29 protein-coding genes are annotated in these 25,327 nt (G+C 64.8%); 14 read left to right on the top strand and 15 right to left on the bottom strand.

Annotated features, from left to right (window positions below):
• Positions 1 to 4 precede the first annotated feature (4 nt).
• Together AC1RMG_RS31410 and AC1RMG_RS31405 are read left to right on the top strand one after the other, a co-directional pair.
• Positions 5 to 892 (top strand): lysophospholipid acyltransferase, encoded by an 888-nt coding sequence (locus AC1RMG_RS31410; RefSeq protein ID WP_011058405.1) that lies wholly within the window; start codon positions 5 to 7, stop codon positions 890 to 892.
• 72 nt (positions 893 to 964) lie between these two features.
• Positions 965 to 1,204, top strand: a complete 240-nt coding sequence (locus tag AC1RMG_RS31405) for a PilZ domain-containing protein (protein ID WP_011058406.1) — start codon at positions 965 to 967, stop codon at positions 1,202 to 1,204.
• 171 nt (positions 1,205 to 1,375) lie between these two features.
• Here AC1RMG_RS31405 and AC1RMG_RS31400 read toward each other — a convergent pair whose 3' ends face one another.
• The 5 genes from AC1RMG_RS31400 to def form a co-directional block, all read right to left on the bottom strand.
• Complete coding sequence (locus tag AC1RMG_RS31400; RefSeq protein WP_493170999.1) at positions 1,376 to 1,693, bottom strand: tetratricopeptide repeat protein; 318 nt, start codon at positions 1,691 to 1,693, stop codon at positions 1,376 to 1,378.
• 124 nt (positions 1,694 to 1,817) lie between these two features.
• A complete protein-coding gene (trkA, locus tag AC1RMG_RS31395; protein ID WP_011058408.1) occupies positions 1,818 to 3,191 on the bottom strand; it encodes a Trk system potassium transporter TrkA in 1,374 nt (457 codons plus the stop codon).
• A 22-nt stretch (positions 3,192 to 3,213) separates the two neighbouring features.
• Positions 3,214 to 4,539, bottom strand: coding sequence for a 16S rRNA (cytosine(967)-C(5))-methyltransferase RsmB (gene rsmB, locus AC1RMG_RS31390; protein ID WP_493170997.1), 1,326 nt, complete (start codon positions 4,537 to 4,539; stop codon positions 3,214 to 3,216).
• Entirely contained in the window at positions 4,536 to 5,495 is a 960-nt protein-coding gene (gene fmt / locus AC1RMG_RS31385; RefSeq protein WP_015633615.1) for a methionyl-tRNA formyltransferase, read from the bottom strand. The genes rsmB and fmt overlap by 4 nt, the downstream gene beginning before the upstream one ends.
• 69 nt (positions 5,496 to 5,564) lie before the next feature.
• Complete coding sequence (def, locus tag AC1RMG_RS31380) at positions 5,565 to 6,071, bottom strand: peptide deformylase (RefSeq protein ID WP_011058411.1); 507 nt, start codon at positions 6,069 to 6,071, stop codon at positions 5,565 to 5,567.
• 153 nt (positions 6,072 to 6,224) lie between these two features.
• Here def and AC1RMG_RS31375 point away from each other — a divergent pair, with 153 nt between their 5' ends.
• The 3 genes from AC1RMG_RS31375 to tsaC all read left to right on the top strand — a co-directional run bounded on the left by AC1RMG_RS31375 (position 6,225) and on the right by tsaC (position 9,041).
• Positions 6,225 to 7,235: a LysM peptidoglycan-binding domain-containing protein gene (locus AC1RMG_RS31375; protein ID WP_493170995.1), complete on the top strand. Its 1,011-nt coding sequence runs from the start codon at positions 6,225 to 6,227 to the stop codon at positions 7,233 to 7,235.
• A gap of 87 nt (positions 7,236 to 7,322) precedes the next feature.
• A complete protein-coding gene (dprA, locus tag AC1RMG_RS31370; RefSeq protein WP_125062508.1) occupies positions 7,323 to 8,429 on the top strand; it encodes a DNA-processing protein DprA in 1,107 nt (368 codons plus the stop codon).
• 54 nt (positions 8,430 to 8,483) lie between these two features.
• A complete protein-coding gene (gene tsaC / locus AC1RMG_RS31365) occupies positions 8,484 to 9,041 on the top strand; it encodes an L-threonylcarbamoyladenylate synthase type 1 TsaC (RefSeq protein WP_011058414.1) in 558 nt (185 codons plus the stop codon).
• Between the two features lie 64 nt (positions 9,042 to 9,105).
• Here the strand turns inward: tsaC and AC1RMG_RS31360 are convergent, their stop codons facing one another.
• Positions 9,106 to 10,083: an NADPH:quinone reductase gene (locus tag AC1RMG_RS31360; protein ID WP_026020270.1), complete on the bottom strand. Its 978-nt coding sequence runs from the start codon at positions 10,081 to 10,083 to the stop codon at positions 9,106 to 9,108.
• Between the two features lie 167 nt (positions 10,084 to 10,250).
• Between AC1RMG_RS31360 and hemF the strand changes: the two genes are divergently transcribed.
• Together hemF and aroE are read left to right on the top strand one after the other, a co-directional pair.
• A complete protein-coding gene (gene hemF, locus AC1RMG_RS31355) occupies positions 10,251 to 11,168 on the top strand; it encodes an oxygen-dependent coproporphyrinogen oxidase (protein WP_493170993.1) in 918 nt (305 codons plus the stop codon).
• A 93-nt stretch (positions 11,169 to 11,261) separates the two neighbouring features.
• Complete coding sequence (gene aroE, locus AC1RMG_RS31350) at positions 11,262 to 12,083, top strand: shikimate dehydrogenase (RefSeq protein WP_015633620.1); 822 nt, start codon at positions 11,262 to 11,264, stop codon at positions 12,081 to 12,083.
• Positions 12,084 to 12,198: 115 nt separating this feature from the next.
• Here aroE and AC1RMG_RS31345 read toward each other — a convergent pair whose 3' ends face one another.
• The 3 genes from AC1RMG_RS31345 to betC all read right to left on the bottom strand — a co-directional run bounded on the left by AC1RMG_RS31345 (position 12,199) and on the right by betC (position 16,317).
• On the bottom strand, positions 12,199 to 13,767 hold the full coding sequence (locus AC1RMG_RS31345) for a SulP family inorganic anion transporter (protein WP_123472569.1): 1,569 nt from the start codon (positions 13,765 to 13,767) through the stop codon (positions 12,199 to 12,201).
• 100 nt (positions 13,768 to 13,867) lie between these two features.
• The gene (choX, locus tag AC1RMG_RS31340; RefSeq protein WP_011058419.1) at positions 13,868 to 14,785 is read right to left on the bottom strand and encodes a choline ABC transporter substrate-binding protein; all 918 of its coding nucleotides are present in this window, start codon (positions 14,783 to 14,785) and stop codon (positions 13,868 to 13,870) included.
• A 17-nt stretch (positions 14,786 to 14,802) separates the two neighbouring features.
• Complete coding sequence (betC, locus tag AC1RMG_RS31335) at positions 14,803 to 16,317, bottom strand: choline-sulfatase (protein WP_072443349.1); 1,515 nt, start codon at positions 16,315 to 16,317, stop codon at positions 14,803 to 14,805.
• A gap of 114 nt (positions 16,318 to 16,431) precedes the next feature.
• Here betC and AC1RMG_RS31330 point away from each other — a divergent pair, with 114 nt between their 5' ends.
• Positions 16,432 to 17,382 (top strand): choline sulfate utilization transcriptional regulator, encoded by a 951-nt coding sequence (locus AC1RMG_RS31330; protein WP_493170990.1) that lies wholly within the window; start codon positions 16,432 to 16,434, stop codon positions 17,380 to 17,382.
• Here the strand turns inward: AC1RMG_RS31330 and AC1RMG_RS31325 are convergent.
• A complete protein-coding gene (locus AC1RMG_RS31325) occupies positions 17,379 to 18,044 on the bottom strand; it encodes an NAD(P)-dependent oxidoreductase (RefSeq protein ID WP_015633624.1) in 666 nt (221 codons plus the stop codon). The two genes, AC1RMG_RS31330 and AC1RMG_RS31325, sit on opposite strands and share 4 nt — an antisense overlap.
• A gap of 82 nt (positions 18,045 to 18,126) precedes the next feature.
• On the opposite strand from AC1RMG_RS31325, the gene AC1RMG_RS31320 reads away from it, so the two are divergent.
• Complete coding sequence (locus AC1RMG_RS31320; RefSeq protein WP_011058423.1) at positions 18,127 to 18,453, top strand: DOPA 4,5-dioxygenase family protein; 327 nt, start codon at positions 18,127 to 18,129, stop codon at positions 18,451 to 18,453.
• 55 nt (positions 18,454 to 18,508) lie between these two features.
• Here the strand turns inward: AC1RMG_RS31320 and AC1RMG_RS31315 are convergent, their stop codons facing one another.
• The 3 genes from AC1RMG_RS31315 to trpB form a co-directional block, all read right to left on the bottom strand.
• The gene (locus AC1RMG_RS31315; protein WP_065364968.1) at positions 18,509 to 18,952 is read right to left on the bottom strand and encodes an anti-virulence regulator CigR family protein; all 444 of its coding nucleotides are present in this window, start codon (positions 18,950 to 18,952) and stop codon (positions 18,509 to 18,511) included.
• Positions 18,953 to 19,073: 121 nt separating this feature from the next.
• A complete protein-coding gene (gene trpA, locus AC1RMG_RS31310) occupies positions 19,074 to 19,886 on the bottom strand; it encodes a tryptophan synthase subunit alpha (RefSeq protein WP_053154810.1) in 813 nt (270 codons plus the stop codon).
• A complete protein-coding gene (gene trpB, locus AC1RMG_RS31305; protein ID WP_011058426.1) occupies positions 19,886 to 21,106 on the bottom strand; it encodes a tryptophan synthase subunit beta in 1,221 nt (406 codons plus the stop codon). Before trpB ends, trpA begins: the two co-directional genes overlap by 1 nt.
• A 147-nt stretch (positions 21,107 to 21,253) precedes the next feature.
• Between trpB and AC1RMG_RS31300 the strand changes: the two genes are divergently transcribed.
• On the top strand, positions 21,254 to 22,147 hold the full coding sequence (locus AC1RMG_RS31300; protein ID WP_011058427.1) for a LysR family transcriptional regulator: 894 nt from the start codon (positions 21,254 to 21,256) through the stop codon (positions 22,145 to 22,147).
• Here the strand turns inward: AC1RMG_RS31300 and AC1RMG_RS31295 are convergent.
• The gene (locus tag AC1RMG_RS31295; RefSeq protein ID WP_011058428.1) at positions 22,144 to 22,470 is read right to left on the bottom strand and encodes an ElaB/YgaM/YqjD family protein; all 327 of its coding nucleotides are present in this window, start codon (positions 22,468 to 22,470) and stop codon (positions 22,144 to 22,146) included. The genes AC1RMG_RS31300 and AC1RMG_RS31295 overlap by 4 nt on opposite strands.
• 158 nt (positions 22,471 to 22,628) lie before the next feature.
• Between AC1RMG_RS31295 and AC1RMG_RS31290 the strand changes: the two genes are divergently transcribed.
• Positions 22,629 to 22,844: a dodecin gene (locus AC1RMG_RS31290; RefSeq protein WP_011058429.1), complete on the top strand. Its 216-nt coding sequence runs from the start codon at positions 22,629 to 22,631 to the stop codon at positions 22,842 to 22,844.
• Positions 22,845 to 22,978: 134 nt separating this feature from the next.
• Positions 22,979 to 23,203 (top strand): DUF1161 domain-containing protein, encoded by a 225-nt coding sequence (locus AC1RMG_RS31285; RefSeq protein ID WP_041114958.1) that lies wholly within the window; start codon positions 22,979 to 22,981, stop codon positions 23,201 to 23,203.
• 60 nt (positions 23,204 to 23,263) lie between these two features.
• Here AC1RMG_RS31285 and AC1RMG_RS31280 read toward each other — a convergent pair whose 3' ends face one another.
• On the bottom strand, positions 23,264 to 24,265 hold the full coding sequence (locus tag AC1RMG_RS31280) for an LLM class flavin-dependent oxidoreductase (protein ID WP_210671242.1): 1,002 nt from the start codon (positions 24,263 to 24,265) through the stop codon (positions 23,264 to 23,266).
• 240 nt (positions 24,266 to 24,505) lie between these two features.
• On the opposite strand from AC1RMG_RS31280, the gene AC1RMG_RS31275 reads away from it, so the two are divergent.
• The gene (locus tag AC1RMG_RS31275) at positions 24,506 to 24,937 is read left to right on the top strand and encodes an OsmC family protein (protein ID WP_011058432.1); all 432 of its coding nucleotides are present in this window, start codon (positions 24,506 to 24,508) and stop codon (positions 24,935 to 24,937) included.
• Between the two features lie 156 nt (positions 24,938 to 25,093).
• Positions 25,094 to 25,327: a DUF1161 domain-containing protein gene (locus AC1RMG_RS31270; RefSeq protein ID WP_011058433.1), complete on the top strand. Its 234-nt coding sequence runs from the start codon at positions 25,094 to 25,096 to the stop codon at positions 25,325 to 25,327.

Here is a 25,327-nt window from a genome sequence, read left to right as displayed (position 1 = left end):
ATTTGTGGATAAGTTCAAAGGCGCCCTGCTGGTGGGTGCTCTGCGGTTGTTTGCCCTGCTGCCCTGGCGCGCGGTGCAGGCGGTCGGCGCAGCCATCGGCTGGATCATGTGGAAGACGCCCAATCGTTCCCGCGAGGTGGTGCGCATCAACCTGGCCAAGTGTTTTCCACAGATGGACCCGGCGGAACGCGAGCGCCTGGTGGGCCAGAGCCTGAAGGACATCGGCAAGTCCCTGACTGAAAGCGCCTGCGCCTGGATCTGGCCGGCCGAGCGTTCCATTGCCCTGGTGCGTGAAGTCGAGGGCCTGGAAGTGCTCAAGGACGCCCTGGCCTCGGGCAAGGGCGTGGTTGGCATTACCAGCCACCTGGGCAACTGGGAAGTGCTCAACCACTTCTATTGCAGCCAGTGCAAACCGATCATTTTCTACCGTCCGCCCAAGCTCAAGGCGGTGGACGAACTGCTGCGCAAGCAGCGGGTGCAACTGGGCAACCGCGTGGCGGCTTCCACCAAGGAAGGCATCCTCAGCGTCATCAAGGAAGTGCGCAAAGGGGGGGCAGTGGGCATCCCCGCCGACCCGGAACCGGCCGAATCCGCCGGGATCTTCGTGCCCTTCTTCGCCACCCAGGCCCTGACCAGCAAGTTCGTGCCGAACATGCTGGCCGGCGGCAAGGCGGTCGGCGTGTTCCTCCATGCCCTGCGCCTGCCCGACGGCTCGGGCTACAAGGTGATCCTCGAAGCGGCGCCGGAAGACATGTACAGCACCGATACCGAAACCTCCTGCGCGGCCATGAGCAAGGTGGTCGAGCGTTATGTGGGGGCCTATCCGAGCCAGTACATGTGGAGCATGAAACGCTTCAAGAAGCGCCCGCCTGGCGAGGCGCGCTGGTACTGAGGGAGCTGGCACGATCTGTGGATAACCCCGCATCGGGAGTTATCCACAGCACACCGAACAAGGGCGCAGAAGATGTCCGATCATCGCAAGTCGTTCCGCATCAAGATTTCCCACGAAAGCATCGGCGAATGCCTGGGGCAGACCCGCAACCTGTCCGCCAGCGGCGTCTATGTACAGAGCCCGGCCCTGGCAAGACTGCCCAAGGGCGCGGTGGTCTACGGCCAGGTCCAAGGCCTGCCGGTGACGGCGCCGCGGGTGCGCATGGAAGTGGTGCAAGTGGACGCGGAAGGGATCGCCCTGCGCTACCTGTGAAATAGCCCTGTAGCCGTTGCCGAGCCCGCGAGGCTGCGAAAAGGCCCGAAGGGCCTTGCTTGGCGCTCTCTTGTCGAGCCTGTGCGGGTCTTCAGAGCTAGCGAGCAGTGCATCGGAGTGCCGCCCAGCTCGTTCGCAGCCTGCAGCAGCGGCTACCGAGGAGGGGTGGGGTCAATCTTGAGACTGGCGGTCGAGTTTTTTCAGGAACACCGTCATTTCCTTTTCCGCCTGCTTGTCGCCGTGGCCCCGGGCCGCTTCCAGGCCCTGTTCCCAGGCCTGGCGCGCTGCCGGCAGGTCGCCCTGCCCCTGGCAGGCCTTGCCCAGCAACTTCCACGCCGCGGAATACTTGGGGTCGAAGGCCACGCAACGTTGCAGGTGCTCGGCGGCCTTGGCGAAATCGCCCTGATCCAGGTAACCCTTGCCCAGGCCGAAGCGCAGCAGGGCGTTATCCACACCCTTGGCGAGCATTTTTTCCAGGGATTCAAGCATGGTTGTCACTCCTGTGGGCTCATGTAGCCGCCGCAGTTTGCGATCAGGCCCGCAGGGCCTTCGCAAGGGCAGCGCCTGCTGTGCAGTCGATCGCAGCCTTCGGCAGTGGCTACAGAGTTGTTGATCAGAAGAAGCTCAGGCCGACGTGGAACAGTTTCTCCACGTCGCGGATGTGTTTTTTATCCACAAGGAACAGGATCACGTGGTCGCCGGCTTCGATCACCGTGTCGTCATGGGCGATCAGCACTTCTTCGTCGCGAATGATCGCGCCGATGGTGGTGCCCGGCGGCAGGCCGATGTTCTCGATGGCACGGCCGATCACCTTGCTCGACTTGGCGTCGCCGTGGGCGATGGCCTCGATGGCTTCCGCCGCGCCCCGGCGCAGGGAGTGCACGCTGACGATATCGCCGCGGCGCACGTGGGCCAGCAGCGTGCCGATGGTGGCCAGCTGCGGGCTGATGGCGATGTCGATGTCGCCACCCTGGATCAGGTCGACGTAGGCCGGGTTGTTGATGATGGTCATCACCTTCTTCGCTCCCAGGCGCTTGGCCAGCAGCGAGGACATGATGTTGGCTTCGTCGTCATTGGTCAGGGCCAGGAAGATATCGGCGTCGGCGATGTTCTCTTCCAGCAGCAGGTCGCGGTCCGAGGCGCTGCCCTGCAGCACCACGGTGCTGTCCAGGGTGTCGGAGAGGTAGCGGCAGCGGGCCGGGTTCATCTCGATGATCTTCACCTGGTAGCGGCTTTCGATGGCTTCGGCCAGGCGCTCGCCGATCTGCCCGCCACCGGCGATGACGATGCGCTTGTAGGATTCCTCCAGGCGGCGCATCTCGCTCATCACCGCGCGGATGTGGGCCTTGGCGGCGATGAAGAACACTTCGTCGTCGGCCTCGATCACCGTATCGCCCTTGGGCATGATCGGCCGGTCGCGACGGAAGATCGCCGCCACCCGGGTGTCGACGTTGGGCATGTGCTCGCGCAGCTGGCGCAGTTGCTGGCCCACCAGCGGGCCACCGTAGTAGGCCTTGACCGCCACCAGTTGCGCCTTGCCTTCGGCGAAGTCGATCACCTGCAGCGCACCGGGGTGCTCGATCAGGCGCTTGATGTAGTTGGTCACCACCTGCTCGGGGCTGATCAGCACGTCCACCGGGATCGCATCGTTGTCGAACAGCCCGGCGCGGGTCAGGTAGGCGGCTTCGCGCACCCGGGCGATCTTGGTCGGGGTGTGGAACAGGGTGTGGGCCACCTGGCAGGCGACCATGTTGGTCTCGTCGCTGTTGGTTACCGCCACCAGCATGTCGGCGTCGTCGGCGCCGGCCTGGCGCAGCACCGTCGGGAACGAGGCGCGGCCCTGCACGGTGCGGATGTCCAGGCGGTCGCCGAGGTCGCGCAGGCGTTCGCCGTCGGTGTCGACCACGGTGATATCGTTGGCTTCGCTGGCCAGGTGTTCCGCCAGCGTGCCACCCACTTGCCCGGCGCCGAGGATGATGATCTTCATCCAGTCACTCCCTTAAAACCGTTTAACCGCGTGCGGCGGCAATCTTGATCAGCTTGGCGTAGTAGAAGCCGTCGTGGCCGCCTTCTTGCGCCAGCAACTGGCGCCCGTGGGGCTGCTTGAGGCCGGCCGCAGGCTGCCCCAGTTGGCCGCCGATGTCCAATTCATGAGCACCCGGGGTGCGGGCCAGGAAGGCCTCGATGACCTCGGTGTTCTCGGTGGGCAGGGTCGAGCAGGTGGCGTAGAGCAGGATGCCGCCCACTTCCAGGGCCTGCCACATGGCATCCAGCAGTTCGCCTTGCAGTTGCGCCAGGGCGGCGATGTCTTCGGGCTGGCGGGTCAGCTTGATATCCGGATGGCGGCGGATCACCCCGGTGGCCGAGCAGGGAGCGTCCAGCAGGATCCGCTGGAACGGCTTGCCGTCCCACCAGGCCTGGGTGTCGCGGCCATCGGCGGCGATCAATTGGGCGTCGAGCCCCAGGCGGTCGAGGTTTTCCCGTACCCGCACCAGGCGCTTGGCCTCCAGGTCCACCGCCACTACGCCGGCCAGGGCCGGTTGCACTTCGAGGATGTGGCAGGTCTTGCCGCCCGGGGCGCAGCAGGCGTCCAGCACCCGTTGCCCCGGCGCCAGTTCCAGCAGCTCGGCGGCCAGTTGCGCGGCCTCGTCCTGCACACTGATCCAGCCTTCGGCAAAGCCCGGCAGGCTGCGTACATCCAAGGCTTCGTCGAGGACGATGCCGTCCTGGCTATAGACGCAAGCCTTGGCCGCAACCCCCGCTTCGCTCAACAGCTTCAGGTAGGCATCGCGGGAGTGATGCCGGCGGTTGACCCGCAGGATCATCGGCGGGTGGGCGTTGTTGGCGGCGCAGATGGCTTCCCACTGCTCGGGCCAGAACGCCTTGAGGGATTTCTGCAACCAGCGCGGGTGCGCGGTGCGCACCACCGGGTCGTGCTCCAACTCGGCCAGCAGCGTTTCGCTTTCGCGTTGGGCACGGCGCAGCACGGCATTGAGCAGAGCCTTGGCCCAGGGCTTTTTCAGCTTGTCGGCGCAGCCCACGGTTTCACCGATGGCGGCGTGGGCCGGAACCCGGGTGTAGAGCAACTGATAGAGGCCCACCAGCAGCAATGCTTCGACATCGGCGTCGGCTGCCTTGAACGGCTTCTGCAGCAGCTTGGCCGCCAGCGCCGACAGCCGCGGCTGCCAGCGTGCGGTGCCGAAGGCCAGGTCCTGGGTGAAGCCGCGATCACGGGCCTCGACCTTGTCCAGCTGGATCGGCAGCGAGCTGTTGAGCGAGGCCTTGCCGTTGAGCACGGCAGTCAGCGCCTTGGTGGCGGCCAGGCGCGGGTTCATTGGGCCTCCGCTGCTGGGCCGAGCAGGGTGCCGATGGCGAATTTCTCGCGGCGGCTGTTGAACAGGTCGCTGAAGTTCAGCGCCTTGCCCCCGGGCAGTTGCAGGCGGGTCAGGCACAGCGCCTGCTCACCGCAGGCAACGATCAGGCCGTCCTTGCTGGCGCCGAGGATTTCCCCCGGCGCGCCCTTGCCTTCGGCCAGGGTGGCGGCCAGCACTTTCAGCGCTTCGCCATTCAAGCTGCTGTGGCAGATCGGCCAGGGGTTGAAGGCCCGCACCAGGCGCTCCAGTTCCACGGCCGGGCGGCTCCAGTCGATGCGCGCCTCGTCCTTGTTCAGCTTGTGGGCGTAAGTGGCCAGGCTGTCGTCCTGGACTTCGCCTTCCAGGGTGCCGGCGGCCAGGCCTTCGATGGCTTGCAGCACTGCGGGCGGGCCCATCTCGGCCAGGCGGTCGTGCAGGCTGCCGCCGGTATCTTCGGCGCTGATCGGGGTGCTGACCTTGAGCAGCATCGGCCCGGTATCCAGGCCGGCTTCCATGCGCATCACGGTCACCCCGCTTTGCGCGTCACCGGCTTGCACCGCACGCTGGATCGGCGCGGCACCGCGCCAGCGTGGCAACAGCGAAGCGTGGCTGTTGATGCAACCCAGGCGCGGAATATCCAGCACCGCCTGGGGCAGGATCAGGCCGTAGGCCACCACCACCATCAGGTCCGGCTTGAGCGCTGCCAGTTCGGCTTGAGCCTCGGCATTGCGCAAGGTCGGCGGTTGCAGCACGGGGATGTCGTTTTCCAGAGCAAGCTGCTTGACCGGACTGGGCATCAGCTTCTGCCCGCGCCCCGCCGGACGGTCCGGCTGGGTGTAGACCGCAACGATCTGGTAAGGGCTGTCGAGCAGGGCCTTGAGGTGTTCGGCGGCGAATTCGGGGGTGCCGGCAAAGACGATGCGCAGTGGCTCAGTCATGGGAATTCTCGATGTTAAACATGCGGAAAAGAAAAAGGCTTGCCGTAGCAAGCCTTTGCAAGACGGTCATCAAGCCTGCTGGCGATGCTGCTTTTCCAGCTTCTTCTTGATCCGGTCACGCTTGAGCGTGGACAGGTAGTCGACGAACAACTTGCCGTTCAGGTGGTCGCATTCGTGCTGGATGCACACGGCGAGCAAACCTTCGGCGATCAGTTCGTAGGGCTGGCCGTCGCGGTCCAGGGCCTTGATCTTGACCCGTTGCGGGCGGTCGACGTTTTCGTAGAAGCCCGGTACCGAAAGGCAGCCTTCCTGGTACTGGTCCATCTCGTCGGTCAGGGCTTCGAACTCGGGGTTGATGAACACCCGTGGTTCGCTGCGGTCTTCGGACAGGTCCATGACCACCACGCGTTTGTGCACGTTGACCTGGGTCGCCGCCAGACCGATGCCTGGGGCCTCATACATTGTTTCAAACATGTCGTCGACCAACTGACGCACTTCGTCGTCCACTACGGCCACTGGTTTGGCGATAGTGCGCAGGCGCGGATCAGGGAATTCGAGGATGTTTAAAATGGCCATAAGCGTAATTGCTACACGTGTGAAGTAAGGGCGGAGTCGGCGTCCGCGCAGGTTCTGGACCTGGGCCGCCGGTGCAAAACGTGCTCTGGGATGGAGCGAGCCGTGCAGGCTCTGGCGTTTCACGCGAACGCACATAATAAAGGGATTCAGCCCATGAGGAAATCACTGTTCGCCCTGCTGCTGGCGGGCTGGACCGCCATCGGCCAGGCCCAGGTGCAACTGCGGGACAGTTATCCACAGCACTATCGGGTGCAGCCGGGCGATACCTTGTGGGGCGTCGCCAGCCTGTATCTGCAGCAGCCCTGGCAATGGCGCGAGCTCTGGCCGGCGGGCTTCGCCGGGCAGATCTTCCCTGGTGACCGCCTGCAACTGGTGCGCAATGACGGCCCGCCACGCCTGCAGCTGGAGCGACCAGCGGTGCCGCCGACGGTCAAGCTCGCGCCCCAGGCCCGGCGCCTGCCCCCTGCCCCGATTCCGAGCATCCCCCTGCAAGCGATCAGCAGCTTCTTGCTGGACAACCGCATCGTCGATCAGCCCGGGGCCCTGGAGCAGGCGCCGTATATCGTGGCCGGCGAGGGCGAGCGGGTGCTGGGTGGCATGGGCGACCGGCTTTTCGCCCGTGGCCGGCTGGACCCTGAGCAGCCGGTCTATGAGTTGTTCCGCCAGGGCAAGGTCTACCGCGACCCCCTGAGCCAGGAACTGCTGGGGGTCAACGCCGACGCCATTGGCAGCGCCCGGGTGGTGGCGAGCGAAGGTGACCTGGCCACCCTCGCCTTGCAGAGCAGCAACCAGGAAGTGCGCCTGGGTGATCGCTTGCTGGCCGCCGATACCTCGGGGTTGCCGGGCTCCTTCAACCCCAGTGCCCCGCAACGGCCGGTGGAAGGGCTGATCATCGACGTGCCCCGAGGGGTCACCCAGATCGGCGCCCTGGATGTGGTGACCCTCAACCGCGGGCGCCGCGACGGCCTGCTGGAGGGCAACGTACTGGCGGTGATCAAGACCGGTGAAACCGTGCGCGACCGGCAAACCGGCGAGCCGCTGAAAATCCCCGACGAGGCGGCCGGCTGGCTGATGGTGTTCCGCAGCTACGACAGGCTCAGCTACGGATTGGTACTCAAGGCCACGCGTTCGCTGGCGGTGCTGGACAAGGTCCGCAACCCCTGAGGGAGATCTTTCCTCAACAAGTTACCAACAGAGTTATCCACAGCTTGTTCCAGCTCAGGCTGGAGCCCTGACGATCAAGGATGATCCATGTCGAACTCGATGAGCGGCAGCATTTCCCCGGCAGAACTGGAAGCTCGATTGCGCTTGCACGTCCTGCCCGAACTCGGGCCGATGCGTTTTCAGCGCCTGCTTCAGGCATTCGGTTGCGCTTCTAAAGCACTCAGTGCCCCGGCCAGTGCCTGGCGTTCCCTGGACCTGCCGCCGGCCTGCAGCGAGGCCCGGCGCAGCCCCCAGGTGCGCGACGGCGCCCGTCGCGCATTGGCCTGGATAGATAGCCAGGCCCAGCATTTGCTGATGTGGGACCAGCCCGGCTACCCGCCCTTGCTGGCGCAACTCGAGGATGCGCCACCGCTGCTGTTCGTGGCCGGCGACCCCTCGATTCTCGAACGGCCGCAGTTGGCGATGGTGGGCAGCCGTCGCGCATCGCGACCGGGGCTGGACACCGCCGGGGCCTTTTCCCGCAGCCTGGCCCGTGCCGGTTTTGTCATCACCAGCGGTCTGGCCCTGGGCGTCGATGGCGCTGCCCATCAGGCGGCCCTGGATGTTGGCGGGCGTACCGTGGGCGTGCTGGGCACTGGCCTGGAAAATTTTTATCCACAGCGGCACCGGGCCCTGGCCAGGGCCATGATCGACCAGGGCAGCGCGGTGGTTTCCGAGTTCCCGCTGGACACCCCAGCGCGTGCGGAACACTTCCCCCGGCGCAATCGAATCATCAGTGGCCTGGCCCTGGGCGTGCTGGTGGTGGAGGCCAGCGTCGCCAGCGGTTCGCTGATTACCGCGCGGCTGGCGGCGGAGCAAGGCCGCGAGGTGTATGCCATCCCCGGTTCTATCCACCACCCCGGTGCCCGGGGCTGCCACCAGTTGATCCGCGACGGCGCGGTGCTGGTGGAAAGCGTGCAGCACATCCTGGAGACCCTGGCCGGCTGGCAGAACCTGCCGCCCAGCGCCTCGCTGCCGACAGCGGCCTGTACCCACCCGTTGCTGGCCTTGCTGCATGCGGCGCCCCACAGCGGCGAAGCCTTGGCCAGCGCCAGCGGCTGGCCCCTGCCCCGGGTGCTGGCGGCCCTGACCGAGCTGGAGATCGAAGGCCGTGCGGTCCATGAAAATGGGCGTTGGTATGCGCGTCTGAGCTAGGTTTTATAAGCAGGATCGGTAAACTGCGCACAGCTTTTATCTGGAGAGTCGGCAATGGTCAGCAGTTGGCGTGTGCAGCAAGCCGCACGAGAGATTCGCGCAGGGGCGGTGATTGCCTATCCAACCGAAGCGGTCTGGGGCCTGGGGTGCGATCCGTGGAATGAAGAGGCGGTGGATCGCCTGCTGGCGATCAAGTCACGGTCGGTGGACAAGGGCCTGATCCTGATCGCTGACAACATCCATCAGTTCGATTTCCTCTTCGAGGACTTCCCGGACACCTGGATCGATCGCATGTCCAGCACCTGGCCGGGGCCCAATACCTGGCTGGTGCCCCATCAGAACCTGTTGCCCGAGTGGGTCACCGGGGTCCATGACACGGTGGCGCTGCGGGTCAGCGACCATCCGCTGGTGCGTGAATTGTGCTCCCTGGTGGGCCCGCTGATTTCCACCTCGGCCAACCCCCAGGGGCGCCCGGCGGCGCGCACGCGGCTGCGCATCGAGCAGTATTTCCGTGGGCAACTGGATCTGGTCCTCAGTGGCAGCCTGGGCGGGCGCAAGAACCCGAGCCTGATCCGTGACCTGGCTACCGGCAAGGTAGTTCGGCCTTCCTGAAGCGCTTCGCCGGCAAGCCGGCTCCTACGATACTCGGTAGGAACCGGCTTGCCGGCGAAGGCGTTCAAGGCAGCAGCACAGTCGAGCCAGTCGTGCGTCGTGCCGACAGTTCGATATGGGCCTTGGCCGCATCCGCCAGGGCGAAGCGCTGGCCAATCTCGATCTTCAGCTTGCCGCTGGCAATCATGCCGAACAGGTCGTCGGCCATGCGCTGCAGGTTCTCGGCATTGTTGGCATAGCTGGCCAGGGTCGGCCGGGTCACGTACAGCGAGCCCTTGGCCGAGAGAATCCCCAGGTTGACCCCGTCCACTGCGCCAGAGGCGTTGCCGAAGCTGACCATCAGCCCGCGTGGGGCCAGGCAATCCAGGGAGGTCAGCCAGGTGTCCTTGCCCACGCCGTCGTAGACCACCGGGCACTTCTTCCCGCCGGTCAGTTCCAGCACTCGCTGGGCCACGTCTTCATGGCTGTAGTCGATGGTTTCCCAGGCGCCCAGGGCCTTGGCGATGGCGGCCTTTTCCGGCGAGCTGACGGTGCCGATCAGCTTTACCCCGAGGGCCTTGGCCCACTGGCAGGCCAGGGAGCCGACACCGCCGGCAGCGGCGTGGAACAGCACGGTTTCGCCGCCCTGGAGTTCATAGGTCTGGCGCAGCAGGTACTGCACGGTCAGGCCCTTGAGCATGACCCCGGCGGCCTGTTCGAAGCTGATGGCGTCCGGCAGGCGTACCAGGTTGGCTTCGGGCAGCACATGCACATCGCTGTAGGCCCCCAGTGGGCCGCTGCCGTAAGCCACGCGGTCGCCGACCTTGAAACGGGTCACGGCACTGCCTACGGCCTCGACCACGCCCGCGCCTTCGGCCCCCAGGCCCGAAGGCAGGGCGGGCGGTGCGTAGAGACCGCTGCGGAAATAGGTGTCGATGAAGTTCAGGCCGATGGCCTTGTTGCTGACGCGAACCTGTTGCGGGCCCGGTTCCGCCGGTTGGTAATCCACATATTCGAGCACTTCGGGGCCGCCATGGGCGCGGAACTGGATACGTTTGGCCATCTGCATTCTCTCCTCGGACGTGTCGTGAAAGTGCTCTATCGGACTCCTCTGCTTGACCTTCGTCAACTGCGGAGCGCCCCGGCGCGGTGTTATGCTACGCGCCCATTTGCGCCGGCCCGTGCTCCATCCCTAGCGCCGCGTAGCTTTGCCCGATTCAAGGTGATGCCATGACTACCCGCACCGAGGCCGTGAAAGCCTACCTGCTCGACCTGCAAGACCGCATTTGCGCTGCACTGGAAACCGAAGACGGTGGCGCACACTTCATCGAGGACGCCTGGACCCGGCCTGCCGGTGGTGGCGGGCGTACCCGGGTGATCGGCGACGGTGCAGTGATCGAAAAGGGTGGGGTGAACTTCTCCCATGTATTCGGCAGCGGCCTGCCGCCATCGGCCAGTGCCCATCGGCCCGAGCTGGCCGGCCGTGGCTTCGAGGCCCTGGGCGTGTCCCTGGTGATCCACCCGCACAACCCCCATGTGCCGACTTCCCACGCCAACGTGCGGTTCTTCATCGCCGAGAAGGAAGGCGAAGAGCCGGTCTGGTGGTTCGGCGGCGGTTTCGACCTGACCCCCTACTACGGCAACGTCGATGACTGCGTGCATTGGCACCGGGTTGCCGAGCGGGCCTGCGCGCCCTTCGGTGCCGACGTCTACCCGCGCTACAAGGCCTGGTGCGACAGCTATTTCCACATCAAGCACCGCAATGAACCGCGGGGCATCGGCGGCCTGTTCTTCGACGATCTGAACGAATGGGACTTCGACACCAGTTTCGCCTTCATGCGCGCCATCGGCGACGCCTACATCGAGGCCTACCTGCCCATCGTCCAGCGCCGCAAGGCCGCGGCCTACACCGCGCAGCAGCGGGAATTCCAGGAATTTCGCCGGGGCCGCTACGTGGAGTTCAACCTGGTCTACGACCGTGGCACCCTGTTCGGCCTGCAATCGGGCGGGCGCACCGAGTCGATCCTCATGTCGCTGCCGCCACAAGTGCGCTGGGGCTATGACTGGAAGGCCGAGCCGGGCAGCGAAGAAGCGCGCCTGACCGAATACTTCCTGCAGGATCGCGACTGGCTGGCAGCCAGCAACTAAACCGCACCCACTGTGTAGAAGCCGGCTTGCCGGCGAAAAGGCCTTCAAGGCGGATGCGGTTCCTACCCCTGTGTTGAGCAAATGGGATGAGAGATGGATCAGTACGTTGTCTTTGGTAACCCGATCGGCCACAGCAAGTCGCCGCTGATCCATCGGCTGTTCGCCCAGCAGACCGGCCAACAGCTGGAGTACAACACCCTGCTGGCGCCCCTGGATGATTTCGCCGGCACCGCTCGCAGTTTCTTCGCCCACGGGCGTGGGGCCAATGTCACGGTGCCGTTCAAGGAAGAGGCCTATCGCCTGTGCGACAGCCTGACCGAACGGGCCCAGCGCGCCGGCGCGGTGAACACCCTGAGCAAGCAGGCCGACGGCCGCCTGCTGGGGGACAACACCGACGGCGCCGGGCTGGTGCGCGACCTGAAGGTGAACGCCGGGGTCAGCCTCAAGGGCAAGCGCATCCTTGTGCTGGGGGCTGGCGGCGCGGTCCGTGGTGCCCTGGAGCCGTTGCTGGCCGAGCAGCCGGAGGCCTTGGTGATCGCCAATCGCACCGTGGAAAAGGCTGAGCTGCTGGCGGAGTTGTTCGCCGACCTGGGGCCGGTATCGGCCAGCGGCTTCGACTGGCTGCAGGAGTCGGTGGACCTGATCATCAATGCCACCTCCGCCAGCCTTTCGGGCGAGCTGCCGCCGATTGCCGGCAGCCTGATCGAGGCGGGCAAGACCGTGTGCTACGACATGATGTACGCCAAGGAGCCGACACCGTTCTGCCGCTGGGCCAGTGAACAGGGCGCGGCCCTGGTGCTGGATGGCCTGGGCATGCTGGCCGAGCAAGCGGCGGAAGCCTTCTACCTATGGCGCGGCGTGCGCCCCGACAGTGCCCCGGTGCTGGCTGAACTGCGTCGCCAGTTGGCGCAGTAACCCCCCTTAGGAGCTGGCTTGCCAGCGAAGGCGGCTTCAAGGCTGGGCCAGGCTCAAGGGCTTCTTCGCCGGCAAGCCGGCTCTCACGTCGGGTGTGGGCAAGGCGCCTGCGGGTTCAGTCTTCGAAGTGGATCGGGCAGCGTTCCGGGCCTTCGAGCTTGATCAACTCTTCTTTCACCGTCTGCCGTGCCCGGCGCAGGATCAGGCTACGGTCCTGGCGTTTCAGCCGGCGCGCCTCTTGGTGCAGCATTTCCACCCCTGAGTAGTCGATAAAGTTGATCTGCCGTGCGTCGATCACCAGCCTGGGCGCGTGGCAGCGCTGCATGCGCACCTGCAGGTAATGGCTGGCGCCGAAGAAAATCGAACCGCCGACCCGCAGGATGTCTTCATCGCCTTCGCTGGACTGCTGCACCCGCGGTTGCGAAGTGCGCTTGAGGTAGAAGAACAGCGACGCCAGGACCCCGGCATAGATCGCGGTCTGCAACTCCAGGAGCAGGGTGGCGACGCAGGTCAGGCTCATCACCACGAACTCGGCGCGGCTGACCCGGAACAGCGCGCGAATGCCCCGATGGTCCACCAGCCCCCAGCAGATCAGCAGGATGCTGCCGGCCATGGCCGGGATCGGGATATGGGCGATCAGCCCGGCGCCGGCCACGGCGAACAGCGCCACCCACAGCGCCGAGAACACCCCGGCCAGGGGCGAGCAGGCGCCGGCCTCGTAGCTCAACCCGGAGCGGGTGAAGGAGCCCGAGGACAGGTAGCCGGAGAAAAACGCCCCGACCATGTTCGACAGACCCTGGGCGCGGACCTCCTGGTTGGCGTCCAGCAACTGTTCCGAACGTGCTGACAGTGAGCGGGCAATCGACAGGCTGGTGACCAGCCCGAGCATGCCCACCGCCACTGCGCTGGGCAGCAACCGCAGGATCAGTTCCAGGTCCAGGGGCAATGGGCTAAACGGCGGCAGCCGGCCGACGAAGGCGCTGACCAGTTGCACATGGCCAAACACCCCTGGCAGCAGCCATACCACCAGGGCACTGAACACCAGGCTCAGCAGCAGGCCGGGCCAGCGCGGCGCCAGCAGCTTGAAGGCGACCCCCAGCGCCAGGGTGCCCAGCCCCAGCAGCAGCGAAGGCCGGTCCACCTCGCCCAGGTGCTGCAGCAACTGGCTGAGGCTGTTGAGGGCAGTGGCCTGGTTCGGCAGTTCCAGCCCCAGCAGGTTGGGCAACTGGCCCAGGGCGATGACCACCGCCGCGCCGAGGGTGAAGCCCAGCACCACCGAGTGCGAGACGAAATTCACCAGGGCGCCGAAGCGCAGCATTCCCAGCAGCCACTGGAAGACCCCGGCCAACAGCGTCAGGAGCAGGATCAGGGTGATGTAGTCCTCGGAGGCCGGCACTGCCAGGGGGCTGACGCTGGCATAGAGAACGATGGAAATCGCCGCCGTGGGGCCGCAGATCAGGTGCCACGATGAACCCCACAGGCAGGCGATCAGCACCGGGACTATGGCCGCGTACAGCCCGTACTCCGGGGGCAGGCCGGCGATCAGGGCATAGGCGATGGATTGCGGCAGAGCGAGGATCGCGCCGCTCAGGCCCACCAGCAGGTCACGGCCGACGCTGGCCCGGGTCTGGCGCGGCAGCCAGCTCAGCAAAGGCAGGAGAGATTGGCGGTCGGGCCAGGCCATGGTTCCTCACGGGTGGGTTGATTCGGTGGGCCAGGGTAAAGCATTGCCAGGCTTTGGGTGCAGGAGCCGGCTTGCCGGCGAATGGCCGGCGCACCTCGGGCTACAATCTGCTCTTCACCGCTGCCAGGGCCTCTTTGTCATCAATGGTCCGCACTCCCTCCAGCCATTGCTCCAGCACTGCCGGGTGGGCCTTGATCCAGGCCTTGGCGGCCTCGGTGTTGCTGAGTTTGCTGTTGACCACCGCGGCCATGATGCTGTTCTCCATCTCCTGGGTGAACCGCAGGTTGCCCAGCAGTTTGCCGACGTTCGGGCAAGCCTGTGCATAACCCTTGCGGGTCAGGGTGTAGACGCTGCCGCTGGCGCCGAAGTACTTCTCGCCACCGGTCAGGTAGCGCATCTTCAACTGCACGTTCATCGGGTGTGGGGTCCAGCCGAGGAAGGTGATGAAGCGCTGCTTTTTCGTGGCCCGGGACACTTCGGCGAGCATTGCCTGTTCACTGGACTCGATCAGCTTCCACTGGCCCAGGTTGAACTGGTTGCTCTTGATGATTTCCTGCAGCGACAGGTTGGCCGGCGCGCCGGAGCCGATGCCGTAGAGCTTTTTGTCGAACTTGTCGGCGAACTTGTCCAGGTCGGCAAAATCATGCACTCCGGCCTCCCACACATAGTCCGGCACCGCCAGCGTGAACTCGGTCCCTTCCAGGTTCTTGGCCAGCTGGGTGACGTCGCCATTGGCCACGAACTTGTCATGGAAGCCTTGCTGCGCCGGCATCCAGTTACCCAGGAATACATCCACCCGGCCATCCTTCAGACCACCGAAGGTGATGGGCACGGCCAGGGTGTCGATCTTCGCCTTGTAGCCCATGCCGTCCAGCAGGAAGCCGGTGATGGCATTGGTGGCGGCGATATCGCTCCACCCCGGGTCGGCCATCTTCACGGTCTCGCACGAGTCGGCCCAAGCGGATGCGCTGCCCAGGGCCAGAAGCCCGAGCGTCAGTGCTGTGGATAACCTTTGCATGCTTTTCCCCTTACGTTTTATTGGTTTTGGCAGGGTTGTGGATAACGGGCCTTGCGCTCCAGGTCATCGAGGTCGATGTGGTTGCGCATGTACTGCTGGCTGGCGTCTACCAGCGGCTGGTGGTCCCAGCTCTTGAGTTTGCCCCGGCTCAGCGCCTCGGCCACCAGCCGGCGGCGGCGCTGGCTGGCCAGGACCTGTTGGTGAATGCGCGGAATGTCCCACTTGGCCCGGGCCTCTGCCAGGAACGCGGCGAACAGCGGCCGATGCTCGGGCGACTGGCCAAGGTCGAAGCGCTCTTGCGGGTCGTGGTGCAGGTCGAAGAGTAGGCAGGGGTCGTCTTCGCTGTAGATGAACTTGTAGGCCCCGCGGCGAATCATCATCAGCGGGCCGATGGTGCCTTCGGCCATGTATTCGCCGAACACCTCGTCGTGCCCGCCCTGCCCTTGCAAGTGCGGGACCAGGGAGCGGCCATCCAGCGGCAGGTCGGGCTCGACCCGGCCGCCGGCCAGCTCCACCAGGGTCGGCAGCAGGTCGGCGGTGGAGACAGCGGCGCTGACCCGGCCGGCAGTGAACTGCCCCGGTGCACAGATCAGCAGCGGTACCCGGGCGGCCATTTCAAACCAGTGCATTTTGTACCAGAGACCGCGCTCGCCGAGCATGTCGCCGTGGTCGCCGGAAAACACGATCAGCGTGTCGTCCGCCAGCCCGGTGTCTTCCAGGGTCTGCAGCAGCTTGCCGACGTTGCTGTCGATGTAGCTGCAGGCGCCGAAGTAGGCGCGGCGCGCGTCGCGGATCTTATCCACAGGCAAGGGCTTGTCCCACAGGTCGTAGACCTTGAGCAGGCGCTGGGAATGCGGATCCAGCTCGCTTTGGGGCGGGGTCTGCGGCAGTGGAATCTGGTCGTCGCGGTACAGGTCCCAGAAGGCCCTGGGAATGGTGTACGGATCGTGGGGGTGGGTCATGGAGACGGTGAGGCAGAACGGCTGGTCGCCGGCCTCGCGCACATGGTCGAACAGGTATTGCTGGGCCTTGAACACCACCTCCTCGTCGAAATCCAGCTGGTTGGTGCGTACACAGGGGCCGGCCTGCAGTACCGAGGACATGTTGTGGTACCAGCTGGGGCGCACATCGGGCTGGTCCCAGTTCACCGCCCAGCCATAGTCGGCGGGGTAGATATCGCTGGTCAGGCGCTCTTCATAACCGTGCAACTGGTCCGGGCCGCAGAAGTGCATCTTGCCCGAGAGCGCAGTGCGGTAGCCCAGGCGCCGCAGGTAGTGGGCGTAGGTAGGCACGTCGGCGGGGAAGTCCGCGGCGTTGTCGTAGGCGCCGATCCGGCTGGGCAACTGGCCGCTGACCAAAGTGAAGCGCGAGGGTGCGCACAAGGGGCTGTTGCAGTAGGCGGCGTCGAAGACCACGCCCTGGGCGGCCAGCCGGCTGAGGTGAGGCAGCTTGATCGGCGAGGGTCCGTAGAACGGCAGCAAGGGTGCGGCCATCTGATCGGCCATGATGAAAAGAATGTTCTTGCGCTTCATGGATTCGCGGCATTCCATAGTCGATGGTTATGCGAAAGTGCTGCAATCGAGCATGGATCCCATGCCTTTGGTGGTAAAGCCCATGTACAGCAATGACTAGGATAAGCACAGCTTATGTATGAAGCCCTTGGCGACCTGTCCCTGGACCTGCTCCGAGTGTTCGAAGCAGCCGCGCGCCTGCGCAGCTTCACCGCCGCGGCGGTGGAACTGGGCACCACCCAGCCGGCTATCAGTCAGCAGATCAAGCGCCTGGAGGAACAGCTGGGGGTGCGCCTGTTCGACCGCATCTACCGGGGCATCGAGCTGACCGAGTCTGCAGCCTTGTTGCTGGATCAGGTCCAGGCCGGCCTGCAGTGCATCGATGCCGGCCTCAGCGCCCTCAGCCAGCAGCATCAGCATGAGGTGTTGCAGGTGGCCACGGATTTCGCTTTCGCCGCCTATTGGCTGATGCCCCGCCTGCATCGCTTTCATGAGGCCAACCCCCAGGTGGATGTGAGCCTGGTCACCAGCGAGCGCAGCCACAGCATGCTGCGCAGCGATATCGACGTGGCGGTGCTGTTCGGCGACGGGCGCTTCAGGCAGGGGGAAAGCCACTGGCTGTTCAGCGAAGAAGTGTTTCCGGTGTGCAGCCCGCTGCTGCTCAAGGACCGTGCTGCACCGCTGCCCGCCCCTTCCCTGCTGGAACTGCCGCTGCTGCACCTGCGGGGTGAAGGCAGCAACCACTGGTTCGACTGGAGCGGGGTATTTCGCGAGCTGGGCCTTGCGGGTGCGCCGGCCCCAGGGCAATTGCGCTTCGACAATTACACCCTGCTGATCCAGGCAGCCATCGGCGGCCAGGGCGTGGCCATCGGCTGGCGTCACCTGGTGGATGACCTGCTGGAGCAGGGCCTGCTGTGCCGGCCCATCGCCGAGAGCGCGCTGTCCGCCTACGGCTATTACGTGGTGCTGCCCCAGCGCAAGCGCCGCGGCCCGCTGATCCAGCGTTTCGTCGACTGGCTGATGAGCGAGCAGGCCGGCAGCGCCCAGAGCCTCAAGGGGCTGGCGCTGCCGTCCATTGCCCGCTAGGTGGCGGCCTGGGGTTGGGTGGCGATGAAACTCACATGCTCGCGCAGGTGCAGATTCAGGCGCAGCTCGTCGCTGATGCCGATTGCCACGCCGTTGAGCCGTCGCAGCGGCTCGGCAAGCCCCGGCTCGAGGCTGTCGCCAACCTGGTTGAAATGCTCGATACCCAGCCCGGCCACGCCCCGCGGCGCGTTGATCAGGGTCCAGTCCAGCGCGCTGCTGCGCAGTGCATCGAGGATTTCCTGCGCGGCATGGTGAGGCAGGCTGGTGCTGGAGGGCGGGTTGTCGAGAACGCTGAACTCCCCCACCAGCATCAACCGACGGATGCCGGCGCCCTGCATGCCTTCGATCAGGGCATCCACCGCCCGTACCTGGTTCACCGGGTCGGGGGCCTGGCCGGGCGTGGTGCTGCCGGGCAGATCGGCGGCATCCAGCAGGCAGATCACCGCCGAGCTACCGGCTACGCTCTGCTTGACCCGGTCCGGGTCGAACAGGTCGCCGCCCTTGGCGCGCAGGCCTGGGCGCGGGGCCAGCGCGGTGAGGTCGTCGAGAATGGCGATCACCTCATGCTGGCGCCTCAGGCTCTCTGCCATCAACGCACTGCCCAGGCTGCTCATGGCACCATAGAGCACCAGTTTGACCACCGGAGTTTCGGCATTTTTCATGGCCTGGCTTCCTTATTTTCCACAGGTACCGGTTGTGACCTGTGGCGAGCCTTGAGGGTTCGTCTTGATTGCGAGGGTTTGCATGCAACGGATCAAGGGCTACCACGCCCATGTCTACTTTGACGCCAGCACCATCGACCAGGCCCGGGCCTTGTGCGAACGGGCGGCGCAGCTGTTCGAACTGAAAATGGGCCGGGTCCACGAGCGGCCGGTGGGGCCGCATCCGGACTGGAGCTGCCAGTTGGCGTTCGGCCCCGAGGTGTTTGCCCAGGTGGTGCCGTGGCTGGCCCTCAATCGCCAGGGGCTGGTGGTGTTCCTGCATCCGGATACCGGTGATGACCTGCTGGACCACACCGACCATGCGATCTGGATGGGGGCTATGCGGCCACTGGACCTGAGGGGGTTCTGAGGGCGACGGACCGCCGGCAAGCCGGCTCCTGCAGGGGCCGGCCGGTCGGGTGAGGTCAATAGAGCACGCCGTCGAGGATCTCGTAGACGATGCCGGTGCCCACGGCGATCAGCACGATGTCGCCCCCCATGCGTCGCCATTCGTACCCCGGGTACACCGGCAGGCGCGACAGGGCCCGGGGCTCCAGGCGTTCGCCGTAGTAGCCGCGCGGCAGTGGCTGGCCGCGCACCAGGTGGATGCCGGGAGGCGGCGGCGCGCCCCGGACGAAGTAGCCGTGGTTGTCGCGGATGGTCTGGCGCACCGGGCCGAAATCCCGTGGCGGGCCGCCGCGGCGATCATCCCCCGGGCCACGGTGCTCGTTGCCACGGTTGTCCCAATGGCCCTGTTGTGGCCCGCCACGATCATAGCCGCCGCGCTCGTCGGCCATGACCTGCAGCAACGGGCTGGCGCTGAGCATCAGCACCGCGGCACCGGCAATCAGACGTTTGGGCATTTTCATCAGGTATTCCTCGCAACACACACAGCAAAAAGGGGTTCGCCACCTTGGTCGCGAACCCCCGGGTCTTGCTGTTTAGTCTGTGTCTCGAGGCGCTAATTCCTCTGTATCAGGAACTTTACCCTCAGCTGACGCGGGCCTTACGTACGCCCTCGGACAGCGCCGCACACAGGCTCAGCACCCCATCCACCGCCTGCTCGGAAGACTCGGCGCTGGCGATGTGGTCGATCAGCGCCGAGCCCACTACCACGCCGTCTGCCAGGCGAGCGATGGCGGCTGCCTGCTCCGGAGTACGGATGCCGAAACCGATGCTGATGGGCAGGTCGGTGTGGCGACGCAGGCGGGCCACGGCTTCTTCCACGTGCTCCAGGGTGGCGGCGCCGGCACCGGTGACCCCGGCCACGGAAACGTAGTAGACGAAACCGGAGCTGCCGTTGAGCACCTTGGGCAGGCGGGCGTCGTCGGTGGTCGGTGTGGTCAGGCGGATGAAGTCGATGCCGGCGGCCTGGGCCGGGTCGCACAGTTCGCTGTTATGTTCCGGCGGCATGTCCACCACGATCAGGCCATCGACACCAGCGGCCTTGGCGTCGGCGATGAAGCGCGGCACGCCGTAGTGGTGGATCGGGTTGAAGTAGCCCATGAGCACCAGCGGGGTGTCGCTGTTGCCTTCGCGGAACTCGCGAACCATCTGCAGGGTTTTCGCCAGGTTTTGCTTGGCCCCCAGGGCACGGATGTTGGCCAGCTGGATCGCCGGGCCGTCGGCCATCGGGTCGGTGAAGGGCATGCCCAGTTCGATCACGTCGGCGCCCGCTGCGGGCAGGCCCTTGAGGATCGCCAGGGAGGTGTCGTAGTTCGGGTCGCCGGCGGTGACGAAGGTTACCAGGGCGGCGCGGTTTGCTTCCTTCAGCTCGGCAAAACGGGTTTGCAGGCGGCTCATCAGTGTTTCTCCTGCTGGGACTGTTGCATGTGGTGCATCACGGTCTGCATGTCTTTGTCGCCACGGCCCGAGAGGTTGACCACCATCAGGTGATCCTTGGGCAGGTTCGGTGCCCGCTTGAAGACTTCGGCCAGGGCATGGGCGCTTTCCAGGGCCGGGATGATGCCTTCCAGGCGGCAGCACTGGTGGAACGCGGCCAGGGCTTCGTCGTCGGTCACCGAGGTGTATTCGACGCGGCCGATATCGTGCAACCAGGCGTGTTCCGGGCCGATGCCGGGGTAGTCGAGGCCGGCGGAAATCGAGTGGGCGTCGATGATCTGGCCATCGTCGTCCTGCAGCAGGAAGGTGCGGTTGCCGTGCAGTACGCCGGGTACGCCGCCGTTGAGGCTGGCGGCATGCTTGCCGGTCTCGATGCCGTAGCCGGCGGCTTCGACGCCGATGATCTCGACGCTCTTGTCGTCAAGGAACGGGTGAAACAGGCCCATGGCGTTGGAACCGCCACCGATGCACGCCACCAGGCTGTCCGGCAGGCGGCCTTCCTGGGCTTGCATCTGCTCGCGGGTCTCCTTGCCGATGACCGCCTGGAAGTCGCGGACCATGGCCGGGTACGGGTGCGGGCCGGCGACGGTGCCGATCAGGTAGAAGGTGCTGTCGACGTTGGTCACCCAGTCACGCAGGGCTTCGTTCATCGCGTCCTTCAGGGTGCCGGTGCCGGCCACCACCGGGATCACTTCGGCGCCCAGCAGCTTCATGCGAAATACGTTGGCCTGTTGGCGCTCGATGTCGGTGGTGCCCATGTAGATCACGCAATCCAGGCCAAAACGCGCGGCCACGGTGGCGGTGGCCACGCCATGCATGCCGGCGCCGGTCTCGGCGATGATGCGTTTCTTGCCCATGCGCCGCGCCAGCAGGATCTGGCCGATGCAGTTGTTGATCTTGTGCGCGCCGGTGTGGTTCAGCTCTTCACGCTTGAGGTAGATCTTGGCGCCGCCGCAGTGCTCGGTCAGGCGTTCGGCGAAGTACAGCGGGCTGGGGCGGCCCACGTAATCGCGCTGGAAGTAGGCCAGTTCCTTGAGGAATTCGGGATCTTCCTTGGCCTTTTCGTATTCGCGGGCCAGGTCGAGGATCAGCGGCATCAGGGTTTCGGCCACGTAACGGCCGCCGAATGCGCCGAACAGGCCGTTGTCGTCAGGGCCATTGCGTAATTGGGACTGGGTCATTGCAGCGCTCCCGGGGGAAGTTTGAAGAAAGAAGGCCTGGTGGAAAGACCGCTTCGTAGAAACACAATGGAGCCCACTCTACCCCTGACATCCGATGCTGAAAACCGATAAGATCGCCACAACCTGTCAGGAAAACTCACAGATAAAATGAGCCGCGACCTGCCTCCCCTGAATGCCCTGCGGGCCTTCGAAGCCACTGCCCGGCTCAATAGCGTCAGCCAGGCGGCCGAACAGCTGCATGTCACCCACGGCGCGGTCAGCCGGCAGTTGAAGGTGCTTGAAGAACACCTGGGGCTGAGCCTTTTCGTCAAGGAGGGCCGTGGCCTTAAACTCACAGATGCCGGCATTCGCCTGCGCGATGCCAGCAGCGAGGCCTTCGAGCGCCTGCGGGATGTCTGCGCCGAGCTGACCCAGGGCAGCGCCGATGCGCCCTTTGTCCTGGGCTGTTCCGGAAGCCTGCTGGCGCGCTGGCTGATCCCGCGCCTGGGGCGCCTGAACGCCGACCTGCCGGACCTGCGCTTGCACCTTTCGGCCGGTGAAGGCGACCTCGACCCCCGGCGCCCGGGCCTGGATGCCTTGCTGGTCTTTGCCGAACCGCCCTGGCCGGCGGACATGCAGGTCTATGAACTGGCCAGCGAACGCATCGGCCCGGTGCTCAGCCCGCGCTATGCCGGTTATCCACGCCTGCGGCAGGCGCCGGCTGGCGTCCTGGCCAGCGAGGCCCTGCTGCACACCACTTCCCGCCCCCAGGCCTGGCCCAGTTGGGCACGGCGTAACGACCTGAATCCCGAAACGTTGAAGTACGGGCAGGGTTTCGAGCATCTGTATTATTTGCTGGAGGCGGCCGTGGCGGGCCTGGGGGTGGCAATTGCCCCGCAGCCGCTGGTGGCCGAGGACTTGCTGGCGGGCAGGCTGGTTGCGCCCTGGGGTTTTTCCGACACCCCGGGGCAACTGGCGCTGTGGTTACCCAAGCGCGCCGCGGATGGGCGCGCCCGGCAATTGGCGCAGTGGCTGGAAAACGAACTGCGCCAGCAGCTTTAGTCGCCGCGCTTGCACAGCAGATAGGCGGCCAGCAGGCCGATGGCACCCACGGCGACCCCGGCGGTGGTCCAGGGGTGTTCCTGGGCATAGTCGCGGGTCGCGATCCCGGTTTCACGGGTTTTCACTTTGACTTCTTCATAGGCATCGCTGAGCAGGCTGCGCGAATGCTTCAGCGCGCTTTCGGCATTGCTCTTGAGCGCCTTGAGGGTCTTGCGCGACTCGTCGGACGCATCGTCCTTCAGGCTTTCCAGCGATTTGAGCAGGCTGGAGATCTCGGCTTCCATACTTTCCAGTGAGGCTTTGCGTAACGAGGTGTTGGCCATGTCGGCTCTCCTGCAGGGTGGTGAATGGGCTGTGTAGGTTCCGACTGCGGCGTGTTGGGAAAGTGCAGAAAATCTGAACTTAGCCTTGGGCGCAGGCGCCACAAGTAATAAGAAAAATCACTGCTAGGCTGTAATTCACAGCTAAAAAGGAGAGCGCCATGACTGATCATCACACTTACAAGAAAGTCGAACTGGTGGGTTCGTCGCCGAACAGCATCGAAGATGCGATCAACAACGCGCTGGCGGAAGCGCACAAGAGCATCAAGCACCTGGAGTGGTTCGAAGTGACCGAAACCCGGGGCCATATCAAGGACGGCAAAGCGGCGCATTTTCAGGTCACGCTCAAGGTGGGCTTCCGAATTGCCAATAGTTGAAGGCTTGAGCTAGGCTCTGGAACTTGTGCGCTGGCCGAGTGCCATAGGAAATGGCAAAGCGCTACAAGTGTCTTGAGCCTCTGTCAGGCAGGCGTCAATGCCGCCTCTTTTGATCCGACCAGGGAATGTGACCGATGAAAAAACTAGTATTAGCTGCTGCTTTGTTGAGTCTTGCGGGAACAGCCCTTGCCGCTGGCAAGCCGTGCGAAGAACTCAAGAGCGAGATTGCCGCCAAGATCGACGCCAACGGCGCCAAGCACTACTCGCTGGAAGTGGTGGACAAGGGCGCGGCGGCGGATGGCAAGGTAGTCGGCTCCTGCGAAGCCGGTACCAAGGAAATTGTCTACAAGCGCGGTTGAGCCTTGTGGATGGTCAAAAAAAAGCCGACGCAGAACGTCGGCTTTTTCATGCCTGTCGTTTCAGCCTTTCATCACCTGTGACAGCAGCTCGTAGGAGTGCAGCCGATCGGCGTGTTCGTACAGATCGCAGGTAAAGATCAGCTCATCGGCTCCGGTCTGCTCGATCAGCACCTGCAGCTTGGCGCGGATTTTCGCCGGGCTGCCGACCATCGCCAGGCCGAGGAAGCTGGCGACCGCTTCCTTCTCATGGGGTAGCCACAGGCCGTCCATGCTTTGCACCGGTTTGCGCTGGACCAGGCTCTGGCCACGCATCAGCGCCAGGATGCGCTGGTACACCGAAGTCGCCAGGTAATCGGCCTGTTCGTCGGTGTCGGCTGCCACCAGCGGCACGCCAAGCATCACATAAGGCTTGTCGAGCACCGCCGAAGGCTTGAAGTGGTTGCGGTAGACGCGAATCGCCTCGTGCATGTAGCGCGGTGCGAAATGCGAGGCGAAGGCGTAAGGCAAGCCCCGTTCCCCGGCCAGTTGTGCACTGAACAGGCTGGAGCCCAGCAGCCATACCGGCACGTTGGTGCCGGTGCCCGGCATGGCGATCACCCGTTGTTCGGGGGTACGCGGGCCCAGGTAGGCCATCAGTTCGGCCACGTCCTCAGGGAAATCGTCGGCGCTGCCGGAACGTTCCCGGCGCAGGGCGCGGGCGGTCATCTGGTCGGAACCCGGGGCGCGGCCCAGTCCCAGGTCGATGCGCCCCGGGTACAGGCTTTCCAGGGTGCCGAACTGTTCGGCGATCACCAGGGGCGCGTGGTTGGGCAGCATGACCCCGCCGGAACCGACACGAATGGTCGAAGTACCGCCCGCCAGGTAGCCGATCAGCACCGAGGTGGCGGAACTGGCGATACCGTCCATGTTGTGGTGCTCGGCGACCCAGAAGCGCGTGTAACCGAGCTTCTCCACATGCTGCGCCAGGTCCAGGGAGTTGCGCAGGGACTGCCCCGGGCTGCCGTTTTCACGCACGGGCACCAGGTCGAGGGTCGAGTATTTAACAGTGGACAGCGGTTTCATAAGCCTGCTTCTCCTTGGGGTGCGCAGGCTTTTGTCATGAGCCAAAACCTGCCGAAGTCTGTAAGTCAGATCTATGCAATGTGGGCATATACCCGAGTTTCAATAGCCCGAGTGAATTTGTCGGGTAAACGGGCATCGGCGACAACGGCTGAACTTTGCCATCGGATCTATCCTCAGAACCCTTAGGCAACAAAAAACATCAGGGTGCGAACTTTCGCACCGGTTCTTGAGGAGAAAGCGATGAGCATCAAAAAGAAAGCCTCGGCGCACTGGGAAGGTGACCTGAAAACCGGCATTGGCTCGATCTCGACCGAAACCGGCGTGTTGCGTGAGGCGCCCTACGGCTTCAAGGCGCGTTTCGAAGGCGGCAAGGGGACCAACCCGGAGGAGCTGATTGGCGCGGCCCACGCGGGCTGTTTCTCCATGGCCTTTTCCATGATCCTTGGCGAGGCCGGGCTCAAGGCGGACAGCATCGACACCCAGGCAGAAGTGACCCTGGACCAGGTCGATGGCGGCTTTGCCATTACCGCGGTGCACCTGATCCTCAAGGCGAAGATCCCCGGTGCCAGCCAGCAGCAGTTCGATGAGCTGAGCAAGAAGGCCAAGGAAGGGTGCCCGGTGTCCAAGGTGCTCAACGCCAAGATCAGCCTGGATGCGACGCTGCTGAGTTGAGGCAACTGCTTGGCCGGCAAGCCGGCTCCTGCACCGGTCCGTAGGAGCGGGCATGCCAGCGAATGCGCCTGTGCGGCGGACAAGCACCTGTGGTCGAATACGCGACTGCGGCTTCAGCGCACCCCCGTGTGCACCGCAGCAAGGGAGCTTTAGATCATGAAACGTTTTGCCTTGGCGGTTGTTAGTTGTGCGCTGGCCACATCGGCCCTGGCCGCGCCCAAGCCCTGCGAGGAACTCAAGGCCGAGATCGAAGCCAAGATCCAGGCCCAGGGCGTACCTTCCTACACCCTGGAAATCGTCACCAACGACGAGGTCCACGACAACAACATGGTGGTCGGCAGCTGTGAAAACGGCACCAGGAAGATCATCTATCAGAAGAACGATCGCTGA

Source organism: Pseudomonas sp. GW822-FHT04H02, assembly GCF_058800645.1.
The sequence above is the reverse complement of the archived record's forward strand: the minus strand, read 5'-3'. Positions and strand labels throughout refer to the sequence as shown.